The 14568-nt window shown below is 62.8% G+C and carries 17 protein-coding genes and 1 riboswitch; of the genes, 7 read left to right on the top strand and 10 right to left on the bottom strand.

What is annotated here, in order from left to right:
- Positions 1-24: 24 nt before the first annotated feature.
- The 5 genes from PLAV_RS09580 to PLAV_RS09560 all read right to left on the bottom strand — a co-directional run bounded on the left by PLAV_RS09580 (position 25) and on the right by PLAV_RS09560 (position 4292).
- On the bottom strand, positions 25-660 hold the full coding sequence (locus PLAV_RS09580; RefSeq protein WP_012110802.1) for an urea amidolyase associated protein UAAP2: 636 nt from the start codon (positions 658-660) through the stop codon (positions 25-27).
- Positions 660-1496 carry an urea amidolyase associated protein UAAP1 gene (locus tag PLAV_RS09575; RefSeq protein WP_012110801.1) on the bottom strand — a complete coding sequence of 279 codons (837 nt, stop codon included), beginning with the start codon at positions 1494-1496 and terminating at the stop codon, positions 660-662. Before PLAV_RS09575 ends, PLAV_RS09580 begins: the two co-directional genes overlap by 1 nt.
- A 94-nt stretch (positions 1497-1590) precedes the next feature.
- Entirely contained in the window at positions 1591-2364 is a 774-nt protein-coding gene (locus PLAV_RS09570) for an ABC transporter ATP-binding protein (protein WP_012110800.1), read from the bottom strand.
- Complete coding sequence (locus tag PLAV_RS09565) at positions 2361-3182, bottom strand: ABC transporter permease (protein ID WP_012110799.1); 822 nt, start codon at positions 3180-3182, stop codon at positions 2361-2363. The genes PLAV_RS09570 and PLAV_RS09565 overlap by 4 nt, the downstream gene beginning before the upstream one ends.
- 30 nt (positions 3183-3212) lie before the next feature.
- Positions 3213-4292, bottom strand: a complete 1080-nt coding sequence (locus PLAV_RS09560; RefSeq protein WP_012110798.1) for a putative urea ABC transporter substrate-binding protein — start codon at positions 4290-4292, stop codon at positions 3213-3215.
- Between the two features lie 92 nt (positions 4293-4384).
- Positions 4385-4503: riboswitch (guanidine-I (ykkC/yxkD leader) on the bottom strand.
- Positions 4504-4662: 159 nt separating this feature from the next.
- On the opposite strand from PLAV_RS09560, the gene PLAV_RS09555 reads away from it, so the two are divergent.
- Entirely contained in the window at positions 4663-5556 is an 894-nt protein-coding gene (locus PLAV_RS09555; RefSeq protein WP_049767752.1) for an aldose 1-epimerase, read from the top strand.
- Here the strand turns inward: PLAV_RS09555 and PLAV_RS09550 are convergent.
- Both PLAV_RS09550 and PLAV_RS09545 read right to left on the bottom strand, forming a co-directional pair.
- Complete coding sequence (locus PLAV_RS09550) at positions 5553-6293, bottom strand: rhomboid family intramembrane serine protease (RefSeq protein ID WP_012110796.1); 741 nt, start codon at positions 6291-6293, stop codon at positions 5553-5555. The genes PLAV_RS09555 and PLAV_RS09550 overlap by 4 nt on opposite strands.
- Before the next feature lie 78 nt (positions 6294-6371).
- Positions 6372-7022 (bottom strand): cytochrome c oxidase assembly protein, encoded by a 651-nt coding sequence (locus PLAV_RS09545; RefSeq protein ID WP_012110795.1) that lies wholly within the window; start codon positions 7020-7022, stop codon positions 6372-6374.
- Positions 7023-7239: 217 nt separating this feature from the next.
- On the opposite strand from PLAV_RS09545, the gene PLAV_RS09540 reads away from it, so the two are divergent.
- From PLAV_RS09540 to PLAV_RS09515, 6 genes are all read left to right on the top strand, one after another.
- A complete protein-coding gene (locus PLAV_RS09540; RefSeq protein ID WP_012110794.1) occupies positions 7240-9348 on the top strand; it encodes a TonB-dependent receptor in 2109 nt (702 codons plus the stop codon).
- 51 nt (positions 9349-9399) lie between these two features.
- Positions 9400-10848, top strand: coding sequence for a phospholipase D-like domain-containing protein (locus tag PLAV_RS09535; protein WP_012110793.1), 1449 nt, complete (start codon positions 9400-9402; stop codon positions 10846-10848).
- Positions 10849-10956: 108 nt separating this feature from the next.
- A complete protein-coding gene (locus PLAV_RS09530; RefSeq protein WP_041535929.1) occupies positions 10957-11226 on the top strand; it encodes a DUF883 C-terminal domain-containing protein in 270 nt (89 codons plus the stop codon).
- 9 nt (positions 11227-11235) lie between these two features.
- Positions 11236-11745 (top strand): phage holin family protein, encoded by a 510-nt coding sequence (locus tag PLAV_RS09525; RefSeq protein ID WP_012110791.1) that lies wholly within the window; start codon positions 11236-11238, stop codon positions 11743-11745.
- Between the two features lie 2 nt (positions 11746-11747).
- Positions 11748-12239: a hypothetical protein gene (locus PLAV_RS09520; protein ID WP_012110789.1), complete on the top strand. Its 492-nt coding sequence runs from the start codon at positions 11748-11750 to the stop codon at positions 12237-12239.
- Between the two features lie 25 nt (positions 12240-12264).
- Positions 12265-12867 (top strand): glutathione S-transferase N-terminal domain-containing protein, encoded by a 603-nt coding sequence (locus PLAV_RS09515; RefSeq protein WP_012110787.1) that lies wholly within the window; start codon positions 12265-12267, stop codon positions 12865-12867.
- Between the two features lie 90 nt (positions 12868-12957).
- Here the strand turns inward: PLAV_RS09515 and PLAV_RS09510 are convergent, their stop codons facing one another.
- The 3 genes from PLAV_RS09510 to PLAV_RS20060 all read right to left on the bottom strand — a co-directional run bounded on the left by PLAV_RS09510 (position 12958) and on the right by PLAV_RS20060 (position 14567).
- Positions 12958-14052, bottom strand: coding sequence for a zinc-binding dehydrogenase (locus PLAV_RS09510; protein WP_012110786.1), 1095 nt, complete (start codon positions 14050-14052; stop codon positions 12958-12960).
- 89 nt (positions 14053-14141) lie between these two features.
- A complete protein-coding gene (locus PLAV_RS09505) occupies positions 14142-14429 on the bottom strand; it encodes a SemiSWEET family sugar transporter (RefSeq protein ID WP_041536563.1) in 288 nt (95 codons plus the stop codon).
- A 66-nt stretch (positions 14430-14495) separates the two neighbouring features.
- Complete coding sequence (locus PLAV_RS20060; protein ID WP_425357300.1) at positions 14496-14567, bottom strand: type II toxin-antitoxin system RelE/ParE family toxin; 72 nt, start codon at positions 14565-14567, stop codon at positions 14496-14498.
- Between the last annotated feature and the right edge of the window lies 1 nt (position 14568).

The following is a 14568-nucleotide window of genomic DNA, read 5'->3' as shown; positions in this document are numbered from 1 at the left end:
AACTGCCCCCGAAAGGGCGGGACATTACGCGTCCCAGATCAATGTGCGGATCGGTGTGGGATTGAAGCCATTGCAGGGATTGTTCACCTGCGGGCAATTGGAAATGACGCAGAGAATGTCCATCTCCGCGCGGATTTCCACATAGTCGCCCGGCTTCGACACGCCATCGACAATGGCGAGCGTCCCATCCGGTTCGACCGGCACATTCATGAAAAAGTTGATGTTCGAGACGATGTCCCTCTTCGTCATGCCATGCCGCGAAAGCTCCATGACGAAATTGTCGCGACAGCTATGCATGTATTTCGTCTCGTGCCCGAAGCGCACGGTGTTTGCCTCCGAGGAGCATGCGCCCGCCGATGTGTCATGTGCCCCCGCTGTATCGGCGACAATGATGCCCATCGCATTTCCCTCATTCGTGAAGAGGCGTGAGCCGGTGCTGAGATAGGGCGAGCCTTGCCGGCGCACAGTCTCCTGCGCGCAATAGCGTTCTTCCGGATCGGACGCGCTGTAGAACAGCGTATCCACAGCCTGCTGCCCGTGAAGATCGACAATGCGCAGCACCTGCCCTTTCTTGACGATATGGGACCAGGGCCTGTTGGCGGGCACGGTGAAATCATAGCTGGCGGTGGCGGGATCGCGCGGCGATGTTGCAAGTGTCATCAGGCGTTCCTCCCCTGCGCGAGATAATACTCGTTGTTGTCGAAGCCGCGTTGCGCCTCCTCTGTTGCCGTCCGACAGAAATCGTCCCGCTCCGGTGGCGGCGAGGACCATGTGACGATCTCGATATCCTTCGGCGCATAATCGCCGGGCGCCAGCGGATGCGGTGCATTCGACACAAAGACGAGAAGGTCGAGCTCAGCGCGAAGATCGACATAATCGCCGTCCGCCGCCCCCTTGTCTTGCCAGGCGAGATGACCTGACGCGTCGACGCCGACCGGCGCGAAAAGCGTCAGACAAGGCGGCACGTCGCGCTTGCCGAGCCCATGCTTCGCGGCGAGCAGAATGAAATTGTCGCGCGTGTTGCGGAGCGCCTCGTCGCCATATTTCTCTTTATTGGTTTGAGCGGTGGAGCCCCCGGCGAGAGCATCGTTGAAGCCGAAACTGTCATCGGTAATGGAAGCAAGCACCCGGCCCATGTCGGAAAAGAGGACACGCCCGCGCGAAAGCCGTGCCGTCCACTGGATTTTCACCGTATCGCCTGCGTTGAAGCGCTCCGTCGGATCGGCGGCATTGTAGAGCAGCAGCGAAACGCCCGCCGTTCCGCCTGTGTTGATGACGCGCATCGTATCGCCGCGCCGCACGAGGCCGGACCAGCCCCAGCCGGCGGGAACCGTCTCCCGGAAAGTGATGAGGCCGGGGTCCAGCGTGGCGGGATTTCCTTTTGCCTCGCTGAAATCCCGGCGCTTCGCTTTCGCGCCGCTGTAAAGCGCTTCGTAGCGCGCCTTGTTCGCCGCATAGGGGCTTGCGGTTTCGCTGCGGGATGATGCCTCTGCCATCGCGCGTCTCCTCTGACGTACCGGAAGCGCACTCCCGGTTCAAACCTGGCCGTCCAGGCGGTAGGTTCAGGTTCGCGGGCCGTCCCGCGACCTTCTATTGCGCCGCCGCCGCGAGCGGTGCGGGCGTTTCCGGCCTTGGCGGAATGATTTTTCCGTCGACCATCAGATCGAATGTCACCGTCGCGCCATAGGCCTTGAGTTCCTCCGGCCGCGTGCGCCGCCGGTCGAATGCGATGACGCGCGTACCGAGCTTGAAGGCTTCCGAAAGGTCATGCGTCACCATGAAAATGGTCATGCCCTCTTCGCGCCACAGCCGCAGCATGATCTCGTGCACCTCCGCGCGTATGCCGGGATCGAGCGCGCCGAAGGGCTCATCCAGAAGCACTATTTTCGGCTTCTTGACCAGCGCCTGCGCGATCGCAAGACGTTGCTGCATGCCGCCGGAAAGCTCTGAAGGATATTTGTTCGCCGACTGCTCGAGCCCCACGCCTTGCAACATTTCGAGCGACGCCGCCCGCGCCTGCCGTCGCGCGCGCCCGAAAAGCCGCCCCGCGATCGGACTCCCGGCAAACTCCAGGCCCAGCATCACGTTTTGAAGCGCGGTAAGATGCGGAAAGACGGAGTATTTCTGGAACACCACGCCCCGGTCCGGCGAAGGCTCCGCTTCGAGAGCCACGCCGTCGATGAGGATGCGTCCCTTCGACGGCGCCTCGTCGCCCAGCATCATGCGAAGGAAGGTCGACTTGCCGCAGCCGGACGGCCCCACCAGCGAGATGAAGGAGCCGGGCTCCGTCACGAAGTTGATATTCTCCAGCACTGTCTGGTCGCCATAGGACTTCCAGAGGTTTTCAACCGTTACGCGCGTCATAGCCCGTTCCCCCGATACATCCAGCGGAAGGCAACTCTCTGGAAGAGCCGCAGCGCAAGGTCGAGCGAGAAGGCAAGGATGGTGATCCAAGCGACATAAGGCAGGATCACATCCATCGCGAGATAGCGGCGCATCAGGAATATCCGGTAGCCGAGCCCGCTGTCGGAAGCGATGGCTTCCGCCGCGATCAGAAAGAGCCAGGCGGCGCCAAGCGAAAGCCGCACGCCGTCGATGAGGCGCGGCAGCATCTGCGGCACCACGACGCGCAGGATGATCTGCCATGTCGAAGCACCAAGCGTTTGCGCCTTGATGATTTCCTCATGCGGAATTTCGGCGGTGCGCAAGGCAAGGTCGCGAATGATAAAAGGCGTGATGCCGACCGCGACCAGAACCACTTTCGCCAGTTCGCCAAGCCCGAAGATGATGAAGAGAATAGGCAGCACGGCAAGCGGCGGGATCATCGACAGAACGCCGGTAAAGGCGTTGAACGTCGCCCGGAAGTAGGGGACGAGTCCCTGAAGAATGCCGAAGATCCCGCCGATGACCGTTGCCACCGCGACGCCGATACCGAGCCGCGTCAGGCTCGAAACCGTGTCGCTCCATAGAAGATAGTTGCCCGTGCGCGGGTCGGGCAGAAACGCCATGCGCTCGATCGCCGCTGCAATGGTCGACCATCCGGGAAGCAGCTTGTCGTTCGGATTTTCCGAAAGCCGCGCCTCGGAGGCCACCATGTAGCAGATGACGACGATGACGAACGGCAGAAGCATGAGCGCGAGCTGCGTCACCGCATCCGGCCGCCGGTTGATGAGTCTGCGCATGGCGTTACTGACCTTGTACTCGCTGGTCTGTTAGAGCTTGCCGTCGGCGGCGAGCTTTGCGTATTCCGTCGTGTAGCGGAGCAATACATTGTCCGCGTTCCCGACGACTTTTCCGTCGGCAAGCTCGATGCCGATATAGCCGGGCGACGTCGCGTCCTGGCCAAGCAGCCCGTGATCGAACAGGAACTTGGTCACGAAGGTGGTTGTCTTTTCGAGGTCGCTCTCCGCGAACGAGATATAGTCCTGCGGCGTGTAGAACATTTCCGTCGCCGCAAGCTGCGCCTCATAGCCTTCGAGGTCGGTGCCGGAAGCGGTGCCCATCGCGGTCTTCGCGGCGATAGCGGCTTCATTGTCGGCGGACATCAGCGCCATCGTCTCGTACCAGATGCCCGTCATCGCCTTGCCGAAGTCCGGGTTCTCTTCCAGCGTCTTCGTGTTGACGACAAGCGAGTCCTGGATTTCGCCCGGCAGCTTCTCCGAGTCGAACACGTTGTTGGCATTTTCCCCGGTGAGGATTTCGGCCGCCATCGGGTTCCAGGTCACCATCGCGGTCACATCATTGGTGCCCCACGCCGCGATCATGTCGGCATCCGAGGTGTTCACCACCGTCACGTCCTTTTCGCTCATGCCCACGGATTCAAGGCCGCGCGCCAGCGTGTAATGCGAAACGGAGAGTTCGACGAGATTGACCTTCTGCCCCTTTATGTCCTCAAGCGCATCCTTGTCCTTCAGGATGATCACGTCGTTGCCGTTGGAATAATCGCAGATGATGAGAATGGTCGAGTCGACGCCACCGGCGGAGGGAATGGCGAGCGCATCCATGTTGGTCGACATGATGCCGTCATAGGCGCCGGCCGTGAACTGGTTGATACCTTCGATATAATCGTTGAACTGCACCAGCTCGATGTTGAGGCCGTATTTGTCGGCCCACTTCTTCACAATGCCGTTGTCCTGCGCATAACCCCAGGGCATCCAGCCGACATAGATCGACCAGCCGACCTTGAAGTCCTTTTTCGGCGCGGCATAGGCAGGAGAAAACGACATGAAAACAAGCGCCATGGCGGCAAGAGCCGCGGCGAATAATTTCGATGAGAGTTTGAAAGAAGTCATATAGCCAGTCCTCCGGATCAAGTGATCGCGTTTCAAAAGTCGGAGGATCGGCGTCACGGCGGTATTGCAATGCCAATCCTCGCATTACATCCGTCTCCCGGGCTTTTGTCCCGCCGTGTACCTGCCCGCTGTTCACCGGACAGGGTGCGGCTCTCGGACCAGCACTTCGCAAACAACTACACGCGAAGCCGGAACCCTAGCCGCTGCCAACCACTGCTTCGCAAGGGCCGTGCCAGAGCTTTTGCCGGTGGCAACCGCTGCAATCGGGGGCTTGGCGCGGGCCGTCCGGCAGTGCAGGCTTAGAAATCAAGCAGACCGCAACGCGGCCTGCCTTTTGTTTGAGCAAACGCCAATACCGGATGCGGATTTCATGCTGACCCTCGCCCATAGCCGGCTCGAAGCCGTCCTCGCGCCGGAAACAGGCGGCTGCATCGCGCGCTTTTCGTTGCGCCATGATGGAGGCATACAGCAATTGTTGCGGCCGCTGGCGCATGACCACGCCTCGCCTGGTCCTCTCGACATGGCGTGCTACCCGCTGGTCCCCTTCTCGGGCCGTATCACCAATGGCCGTTTCCGCTTCGGCGCCGAGGATGTTGCGCTTCCACCGGATCCGATCTGCGTGCCGCATGCGATCCATGGCCGCGGCTGGCGCGCGCCCTGGGAGGTTCTCGAAGCATCGGCCAATACCGCCCGCCTCCGCTTTGTCCACAAGCCGGAAGATGCCGGCGGCTGGTCCTGGCCCTGGTCCTTCGAGACGGAGCAGCATTTCTCGCTCGGCCTCGAAGGTCTCTCGGTCGCGATGCGGCTGACGAACCTCTCATCCGCGCCAATGCCGGGCGGCCTCGGCCTCCATCCCTTCTTCAATGGCCGTGCCAGCGCCCGCCTGCAGGCGCGGCTCCCGGAAGTCTGGGAAAGCGGCCCCGACGGCACGCCAACGGGCCTCGCGCCGGTGCCGGAGAAGTGGCGTTTCGACGAGCCGCGCGACATGAAGGATGTGGATGTCGATCACTGCTTCTCGCGAAGCGAAGGCCGCTTCCGCGTCGACTGGACAGACCGTCCCTTCGCTCTTCGGATCGAGGCCACTGGCGCGCCGCACGCCATTGTTTATGCGCCGCCCGGCGAGGACTTCTTCTGCGCCGAGCCCGTGAGCCACGCGCCAGACGCTGTGAACCGCCCGGAGCGTGAAGACGTCACCGGCCTCCGCACCCTCGTCCCCGGCGAAACCATGGAGCTCCTCTGCCGCTTCCTTGTGGAAGAAGCCTAGCCCCACGGCCCGCGCCGGCCCGCGTTCCGGCCGTCGAACACTTTCGGCGCCGCCTTGTGAAACAAGGGCACATCGCGCCGCTTGAAAAACGGCACCAGCACCATGCCGGCGACAAAGCCGCCGACATGCGCCCAGAAGGCGACGCCTGCTTCCTCGACCGGACTGGCAAGCCCGCTCGCCACCTGAATGACGAACCAGAGACCGAGCACGATGATCGCCGGCACATAGAAGGTGCGCAGCAGAATGACTGGAAAGGGAATGAAGAGAACGCGCACGCGCCCGCGCGGATAAAGCAGCAGATAAGCGCCAAGCACGCCGGATATCGCCCCGCTCGCGCCGACAAGCGGCACCGTGGAAGCCGGCACCAGCAGCGCATGGCTCAGCGCGGCGGCCACGCCGCAGACGATATAGAACAGGATGAAGCGAAGCCGGCCCATCGCCAGCTCGATATTGTCGCCGAATATCCAGAGATAAAGCATGTTGCCGCCGAGATGGGCGAGCCCGCCATGCATGAACATGGAGGTGATGACCGTCGCCCATGCGGGCACCGGCGCATCCGTCATTTCCGTCGAGCCGAACAGCACGCCGGGAATGAGGCCGAACTGATAGACCGCAAGCTCCGCTGCGCCGGGCGCCTGCGAAAACTGCCAGAAGAACACACCGACACAGGCGGCGATGATCGCCCAGGTAACGATGGGCGTCCCCGGTTCGGGATTGTCGTCTGAAATGGGAAACATGGGCCCTGCGCTCCGGGTGGCGGTTCAGGCCAGCCTACAGGGATTGTTCCGGCCGCGGCCAGCCCCACGCGCCTGTTCTTATTGGCGCCGCTGCACGTGGTTGGTGAACTCGGCCGTCTCCGCGCTCGAAAGCTCCCGCACCTGCGCCTCGGATCCCTCACGCAGCGGCCGGGCGGCGGCGATTGCCTCCTCGTCGGAGGCCTGCCGGAAGAATGTGTAGGAGAGTGTGATGACGCGAATATGCTTCGCGTCGACATCTTCCACCATGTCGGGGTCGATGAAGAAGACGATCGGCATTTCCGCGCTTTCGCCGGGCGCCAGCTTCTGCTCCACGAAGCAGAAGCAATCGGTCTTGTTGAAGTAATAGCCGGCGGTGTCCGGCGTCACATTATAGGTAGCGCGCCCAACCAGCGTCTCGTCGCTGTTGTTCGTCGCGTGATAGAAAACCGTGGTCGGCACACCGATATGCGTCTCCACCTCGCGCTGCGCCGGGCGGAAATCCCAGTCGAGCCCCGGCGAGATGTTCGCGTCGAACCGCACCTTGATGGCGGGGCCGATGGCGCTTTCTTCCACATTCAGCGCCCGGCTCACACTCACCGTGCCGCCATAACCCGTCGCCTCGCAGAACATCCGGTAGAGGGTCGGCGAATAGACGACAGCCGTCGTGGCAACGGCGAGAATCGCCACGGACAAGGTGACGGGCGGAATGGAGGTACCGAATATTTTCATGACGGCCGAACTCTAGGACGGGGGGGTCCGGTGGGGCAAGCCGAACCGGCCGCCACAGGCGTGGCCGATTGCCACATTTTTCGGAACCTTCACGGCACTAAGCCGCTGCAACAGGGTCGACCTCGCCGCCCGCCATGATAACAATGCATATTAAGTGGCCGGTGAGTGCCGCAGAGGTGGAGAGAGACAAGGGGTCCCGCCCCGGGGGAGCATTGTAGTGATCGATTTTCGGTTCGCGGCCGGGTTGCTGGCCATTCCTCTGCTGGCATCCGCCGGTCCTGCCGCCGCCCAGCAGCCCGAGACGCCGGAAACCGTCACAACCGGGGAAGCCGGGGAACAGCCTCCTCGCGTCTGGGGCCTCGACCAGATTACGGTCACGACCACCGGCCTCGGCACGCCGCGTGCGACCCATACGGGCAACATCGCCAAAATTTCCGGCGACGATGTCGATTTCATCGCCCCTGTTCAGCCCGCCGAGGCGCTGAACCGCCTGCCCGGTGTCGGTATCCAGCAAGGCAGCGGTGCCGAACATCTGACAGCCATCCGCTCGCCCGTCCTTTCGGGCGGCGCGGGCGCGGGCTCCTTCCTCTACCTGGAAGACGGCGTGCCGATGCGCGCGGCGGGCTTCGCCAATGTGAACGCGCTGATGGAGGCGATGGACGAAGTCTCGGGCGGCATCGAGGTGGTGCGCGGCCCCGGCGGCGCGCGTTACGGCTCGAACGCCGAACACGGCCTCATCAATTTCCTGAGCCGCCCGCCCGCGCCCGACAGCGACGCCGAACTTTCCGCCTGGGCGGGCCCGCACGATCTCTTCAAGATCGCCGGCACCGCGAGCAAGACCCTGCGCGGCGAAGGTCTCGCCACGCATGGCTTTCGCGGCAGCTTCTCCACCCTCCATGATGGCGGCTTCCGCGCCTCCTCCGGCCTCGATCAGCAGAAGGCGCGGCTGCGTTATGATTTCGAAACACCTGAAACACGCATGCAGGCAACGCTCACGGCGGTGAACGTCAATCAGGAAACGGCGGGCTTCGTCGTCGGCCCGGATGCCTACAAGAACCCCGCGCTCTACAAGACCAATCCCGACCCTGATGCCTATCGAGATGCATGGGCCGTCCGCGCGGCAGTTCGTATCGAACGCGACCTCGCCGACGATCTCATGCTCGTGCTGACGCCCTATGCGCGAAAAAACGACATGAATTTCCTGATGCACTTCATGCCGGGAACGCCCGTCGAGGAAAACGCACACTGGAGCGGCGGCCTGCTCTCAAGTCTCGTCAAGGATCTCGACGATGGGCACCGTCTCATATTCGGCTTCGACAGCGAATATACAGACGGGACGCTTACCGAATTCCAGGAAGGCCCAACAGTGGGCATCTCGCCTCAAGGGCTCCATTACGACTACACCGTGAAGGCGCTCGTGCTGGCACCCTATCTCCATAGCGAATGGCGCCTCTCTCCGGCCACATTGTTCACCGCAGGCGTCCGTTTCGAATATACGCGCTACGACTACACCAACCACGCGCCGAACGGCACCTTCGGCCGCTTTCTTCGCATTCCGAGCCGCGTCGACGAATTTGCGGATGTCACACCGAAATTCGGCGTGCTGCACAAATTCAATGACGCCATCACGGGCTATGTGAACATTGCGCGCGGCTCCCGCGCGCCCCAGACGACAGACCTCTATCGCCTGCAGCAATTCCAGGTGCCGGGCGAGGCGAAGTCGGAAGAACTCGACAGCATCGAAATCGGTGCACGTGGCGAGTGGATGGGCGTGAGCTACGAGACCAATCTCTTCTACATGGAAAAGAGCAATTTCTATTTCCGCGATGCCAATGGCTTCAACGTCTCCGACGGCAAGACGGATCATGCGGGCATAGAGGCGGAGATCGCCGCCCCCCTCGGCGCGGGCTTCGACATCGCCGCCGCCGCCACCTATGCGCGTCACACCTATGCCTTCGACAATTTCATTTCTCCGACCTCCACCGAAACCATCCGCGACGGTGACGATGTCGATACCGCCCCGCGCACCCTCGCCAATGTCCGCCTCGGCTACGTCTTCAACGAAGGCGCGGGCCGGGCTGAAATCGAATGGGTCCACATGGGCGCCTACTGGATGGATGCCGCCAACACCGCAAAATATGACGGTCACGACATCTTCAACATCCGCCTCGATTACACGCTCACCGAGCACCTCGCGCTGTTCGGCAAGGTCACCAACGTCTTCGACACCCGCTATGCCGATCGTGCCGATTTCGCCTTCGGCAACGAGCGTTATTTCCCCGGCGAGGACCGTGGCCTGATCCTCGGCGCGTCCTTGCGTTTCTGACCGGGCGATTGGGCGGGACGCGCCTCGCCGCCTGCACTATTCTGGAGCCCGATGGAAACCGGATTTTGGGATATCTGGCCGTTCCTTCTCGCCGTCATTCAGTTTGGCGGAATGGCGGGAGCGGCCATTCATGTCATGCTGACGAAGACGGACGAGCGGGCGGCCGCCGGCTGGGTCGGCTTCGTCGTGCTCGTGCCCTTCGCCGGCTGGGTCATCTATCTTCTCTTCGGTATCAATCGCATCGAGCGCCGGGCGCGCGAGCTGCGTGGCCAGCAGCACGATATGCTTCTCATCGCGCCGCTCCCCGCTCGCTCTGCCCTCCGCGCGACGGAAGGCATCGCCAAGCTGCGCGAGCTGGAAGGCCTCGCCCGTTTCGGTCAGAAAATCCTTCCCGAAAGCTTTGAATCCGGCAATGCCATCCGCGTGCTGCTGAACGGCGACGAAGCCTATCCCGCCATGATCGACGCGATCGACCGCGCCGAGCGTTCGGTCGCCATCTCCACCTACATCTTCAACAACGATCCCGTCGGCCGCCGCTTCGTCGATGCGCTTTCCCGCGCGATGGATCGGGGTGTCCGCGTCCGCCTGCTGATCGACGGCGTCGGCTCATGGTATTCGCGCCCCTCGCTGATCCCCCTGCTCGATGAGCGCGGCATCGATTATGCGCGCTTCCTGCATTCGTTCATGCCTTGGCAGATGCCTTACCTCAACATGCGCAATCATCAGAAGATTTTCGTCGTAGATGGCCGCCACGCCTTCACCGGCGGCATGAACATCGCCGAGGGCAATCAGATCTCCGCCGATCCGCGCAAACCGATCCATGATTGCCATTTCCGCGTCGAAGGGCCCGTTGTCGCGCAGCTCATGCACACATTCGCCTATGAGTGGAATTTCACGACCGGCGAGCTTCTCGAAGGCCCGGACTGGTTCCCCGAAATTGCCCCCATGGGGGAAGTTGTGGCGCGCGGTCTGCCGGCCGGCCCCGACATGGGCCTCAATCCGATCCGCTGGACGCTTCTCGGCGCGCTCGCCGAAGCCCGTCACAATGTCCGCATCGTCACCCCCTACTTCATTCCCGATGCGACGCTCCGCACCAACCTGTCGCTGGCCGCCATGCGCGGCGTCATCGTGGACATCGTCCTCCCCTCCACCAACAACCTCCCCTTCTGCGACTGGGCCGCCACGCCGCAGCTCGAATGGCTCGCACGCGCCGGCTGCCGCATCTGGAAGACGACGGGCCCCTTCGACCATTCCAAGATGATGACGGTCGACGGCATGTGGGCGATGGTCGGCTCCGCCAACTGGGACGACCGCAGCCTCCGTCTCAATTTCGAGTTCAACCTCGAATGCTACGGCGAGACATTCGCCGGCGAGCTCGACAGCCTGATCGAGCGCAAGATTTCGACGGCCCACCCCGTCACCCGGCAGGAGCTGGCGGACCGCTCGCTCCCCATCCGCCTCCGCGACGCCGCCTTCCGCCTCGCCTCGCCCTACCTCTAGCAGAAGCCCCGGCCCGGGCTTGTTTGCCGCGCCTCCTGCGCTATGCTTACTCAACGGGGGCGGCAAACCTGCGTTACGCCTGTAGCGCCCATCCGGGAGACGCCGCAAATGGCCGAAAAAAAGGCTCAAGACAGTTCGATCGAAGATCTTCAGGCCCAGGTCGAGTCGCTGAAAGCCGCGCTGGAGGAGGCTCATGCCGCCGCTGCCGCCGCAACGGCCGAAGGGCTGGAGCAAGGCCTCGAAAGCCTCGAAATGCTGCGTGAGCGGATGCAGGAAAGCCTGCACGACGTGCAGAGGCGTATCGACGAAAATCCGATCCCGAGCGCCCTTGTCGCTTTCGGCGTCGGCTTTCTCCTCGGCCGCCTGCTCGCGCGATAGGAGACAGGATTGTCCAGCCCCGTCAACAAGGTCCGCAATCTGGCGCTTGCCGAATTTTCCCGGGCTGAGATCGAGGCCCGCAGCCTCGCGCGCCGCGGTCTCTTCATCGCCATCGCTTTCCTGGTCGCGCTTTTCGCCTTCGCCATGCTGACGGTGTCGGGCTTCCTCGCCCTCTCCGAAATCTATGGCTATCCGCTCGGCGCCCTCATCACCGGCGGCGTCCTCATCGCCCTCGCCGGCATCGCGCTCTTCATTTCCTCGCGCGGTCCCTCGCGTTCGCGCAGGCTCGAAATCGAACTTGCGAACCGCAATGTCGAGCAGGCCCGTGCCGAGGTTCAGCTTGAGCTCGACCTGATGGACCGCAAGTTCAACAACATGACCTTCGGCCTCTTCAGCACGAAGAATGATGGCGGCGGCCTTTCCCTGCCGACCATCCTCCTGGGCGCGGTCGCGGCCTTCAGTCCCAAGCTCCGCGCCTTCATCCTTCCTCTTCTTCCGTTTCTCCTGCGAAAGAAATAATCATGCGCGGCCCTCGCGTCGTCACACTGTTCATTCTCGCGGGCGTGCTGGCCGCCTGCGCGGACCAGCGCCTGCCGCAGCCGGATGTGACGATGCGCCAGCCGCAAGGCATGGTCGATGTCCCGGTCGACGATAGCGGCACGCGGCTTGCCGGCCCCGCCGGCGGCGCCCTGCTCGGCATGGCCATCGGCACGGGCGGCGGCACGGAGGTTGCGGTCGGCGCCGGCGTCATCCTCGGCTACATGGTCGGCGGCTCGGAAGGCCCGACGCTTTCCGGCCTCCCCGCCCAGGCACGAAATGAAGCCGTCGCGAAAATGATGACGGTGCCGCTCCGCGAACAGGTCACATGGTTCACCGCCTCTGAAAAGGCGAGCGGCAAGATAACCCCCACCCGCGAATTCACCGATGAACGCGGCCGCCGCTGCCGCGAATTCGTCGAGTGGCGTACACTGCGCGGCATGAACGGCCACACCTCCGGCACGGCCTGCCTCTAGGCCGGCCCTCACGCGAAGAAATCTCATGAAGCTTTATCATTCGCCGACCTCGCCCTTCGCGCGCAAGGTGCGCATCCTCATCCGCGAAAAGGGCGCGGCAAACCGCGTGAGCGAAGAGCTGATCTCCACCATGGAAGATCCCGCTGCCCTTCATGCTGCAAATCCCCTCGGAAAAATTCCCGCGCTGGTGATGAATGACGGCACGTCCTATTTCGACAGCCCGCTCATCTGCGAATATCTCGACGTCGCGCTCGAAGGTCCAACCTTCATCCCCGCCTCCAATATCGAGCGCTGGCGCGTCCAGCGCCTCCACGCGCTTGCCGATGGCATCATGGACGCATCCGTCTCCCTCACCTTCGAGAGAATGAGGCCGGAGGCGCAGCGGTCGGAAATGTGGATGGGCCGCTGGCGCCGCGCCATCGAGCGGGGCATCGCGGTGCTCGAGGCGGAAGTAACGGATCTCGACGGCGCCCTCGACCTCGGCGGCATCGCCACCGGCGCGGCGCTCGGCTATCTCGATTTCCGCCATGCCGGACTCGACTGGCAATCGAAAGCCCCCGAGCTCGCCGGCTGGTGGAAAGACTTCGCGAAGCGCCCCTCTCTCGTGGAAACGGCGCCCCCCGCGTAAGAAACCGAAAAATCTCCCACCCTCCCCTTGGGGGAGGGTCGAAAAATTTGAAAAATTTTTCGGGGCGGGGTCGCGGCGCTGACGGAGCCCCTACCTCCAGGGCTCCACCAGAATCTTCGCGTGCTTCTCCGGATTGCCCAGCTCGCTGAACGCTTCCTTCACGCCCTCGACGCCCACCTTGCCCGTGACGAGCGGCGATCCGTCGATCTTCCCTTCCGCGAGATGCGTCAGCGTCAGTGCAAATTCCTCCGGCGTATAGCCGAGCACGAATTGCACGTTCAGTTCCTTGTTGATGCCGAAGAACGGCTCGAACTTGTCCTGCTCCATGCAGACGCCGACAACGACGACACGCGCCTGGCGCGGCGCGCCCTCGAAAATCTGCTGGATGACGCCCGGCACGCCGACACATTCGAAAATGACGCCCGGCCGCAGCTTCGGCCCCATCCCGAGCAGCGTCATGATGTTGGTCGGGTCGTAGCCCTCCGGCGTCGCTTCCTTGGTCCAGCGCGCGTAAGGCGCGTCGACCTTCGGGTCGAGCACGATATCGGCGCCCATCTGCTCGGCAAGCTTCCGCCGCGCCGGGCTGAAATCCGCCGCGATGATCGGATGAATGCCCTTGATCTTCAGTCCTGCAATGACCGCAAGCCCCACAGGTCCGCAGCCGATGACGAGCGGAATGTCTTCCGTCGTCATGTTTGCCTTCTGCACCGCGTGCCAGCCCACAGCCATCGGCTCGGTCAGCGCCGCCTGCTCCGTCGGCAATCCGTTCGGCACTTCAAGCAGCATCAGCTCGTTCAGCACCATCTGCTCGGCAAAGCCGCCCGGCATCGTGTTCGAATAGCCGACCGGCTGCACATTCGCCTTGTCGCCATTCATGGTGATGGCAAGCGGCATGGAGCAGACGCGCGTGCCCGCCTTCAGCTTCTTTTCCGTCCCCGGCCCGTGATCCAGCACCTCCGCGCAGAACTCATGCCCGAACACGATGTCCCGTGTCAGGTCCATCGAGAAACTGGAGCCGGAGCGTTGCGCCGTCTCGACCATCTTGTCCGCGTGATGAAAGGCATGCAGGTCCGAGCCGCAAATCCCGCAGGCCAGCGTCTTGACGAGCACCTGCCCTGCCTGGGGTTCGGGATCGGGAATGGTGGCGGCGACAAGATCGCCCTGACGGAATACGGCCGCGCGCATGAGGATATCCTCCCTTGGAGATTATTTTGTTGGCGACATGCAAGCAGGCGGCGGCCCGCCGCGCAAGCAATAAATAGACCGGGGTCTAGTTATTGGGCGCGGGACTTCTCCTTGAGCGCCCGCCGCGCCGCCCGCTCATTTGACAGAATGATGAGGAAAATCGGCAGCGCCAGCAGCAGCGTCGCCCCGTTCGCGCCAATCAGCGCATAATCCTGCTTGTTGAGTCCGTGCATCAGCCAGAAAAAGATGCCGACCGTCAGGCAGGCATACATGGCCAGTGACAGCCCCGACGTGTCGCGCGTGCGGATCGTCTTTATCGCCTGCGGAATGAAGGCAAACGTCGTGAGAAAAGCCGCGATATAACCGAGATTGTCCATGATGCACCGGCAAGGGAAACCAACGCCGCGCATATGAGACCCGCCGCTGGCCTTTGGCAAGCTGGTCTATTCTTGAAAGAGATCGGCGTGAGACCCTGTCCGGGCGAGGAGCAGTTCATCGCCCGCTATCCGATAAATA

It is taken from the genome of Parvibaculum lavamentivorans DS-1 (assembly GCF_000017565.1).
GTDB lineage: Bacteria > Pseudomonadota > Alphaproteobacteria > Parvibaculales > Parvibaculaceae > Parvibaculum > Parvibaculum lavamentivorans.
Note: the sequence above shows the minus strand (reverse complement) of the source record. Positions and strands in the feature narration are given on the sequence as shown.

What these genes read in the sequence shown, in the direction of transcription:
- PLAV_RS09580 (WP_012110802.1), bottom strand. Translation starts at nt 660, where the DNA reads ATGACACTTGCAACATCGCCGCGCGATCCCGCCACCGCCAGCTATGAT.
- PLAV_RS09575 (WP_012110801.1), bottom strand. Translation starts at nt 1,496, where the DNA reads ATGGCAGAGGCATCATCCCGCAGCGAAACCGCAAGCCCCTATGCGGCG.
- PLAV_RS09570 (WP_012110800.1), bottom strand. Translation starts at nt 2,364, where the DNA reads ATGACGCGCGTAACGGTTGAAAACCTCTGGAAGTCCTATGGCGACCAG.
- PLAV_RS09565 (WP_012110799.1), bottom strand. Translation starts at nt 3,182, where the DNA reads ATGCGCAGACTCATCAACCGGCGGCCGGATGCGGTGACGCAGCTCGCG.
- PLAV_RS09560 (WP_012110798.1), bottom strand. Translation starts at nt 4,292, where the DNA reads ATGACTTCTTTCAAACTCTCATCGAAATTATTCGCCGCGGCTCTTGCC.
- PLAV_RS09555 (WP_049767752.1), top strand. Translation starts at nt 4,663, where the DNA reads ATGCTGACCCTCGCCCATAGCCGGCTCGAAGCCGTCCTCGCGCCGGAA.
- PLAV_RS09550 (WP_012110796.1), bottom strand. Translation starts at nt 6,293, where the DNA reads ATGTTTCCCATTTCAGACGACAATCCCGAACCGGGGACGCCCATCGTT.
- PLAV_RS09545 (WP_012110795.1), bottom strand. Translation starts at nt 7,022, where the DNA reads ATGAAAATATTCGGTACCTCCATTCCGCCCGTCACCTTGTCCGTGGCG.
- PLAV_RS09535 (WP_012110793.1), top strand. Translation starts at nt 9,400, where the DNA reads ATGGAAACCGGATTTTGGGATATCTGGCCGTTCCTTCTCGCCGTCATT.
- PLAV_RS09530 (WP_041535929.1), top strand. Translation starts at nt 10,957, where the DNA reads ATGGCCGAAAAAAAGGCTCAAGACAGTTCGATCGAAGATCTTCAGGCC.
- PLAV_RS09520 (WP_012110789.1), top strand. Translation starts at nt 11,748, where the DNA reads ATGCGCGGCCCTCGCGTCGTCACACTGTTCATTCTCGCGGGCGTGCTG.
- PLAV_RS09515 (WP_012110787.1), top strand. Translation starts at nt 12,265, where the DNA reads ATGAAGCTTTATCATTCGCCGACCTCGCCCTTCGCGCGCAAGGTGCGC.
- PLAV_RS09510 (WP_012110786.1), bottom strand. Translation starts at nt 14,052, where the DNA reads ATGCGCGCGGCCGTATTCCGTCAGGGCGATCTTGTCGCCGCCACCATT.
- PLAV_RS09505 (WP_041536563.1), bottom strand. Translation starts at nt 14,429, where the DNA reads ATGGACAATCTCGGTTATATCGCGGCTTTTCTCACGACGTTTGCCTTC.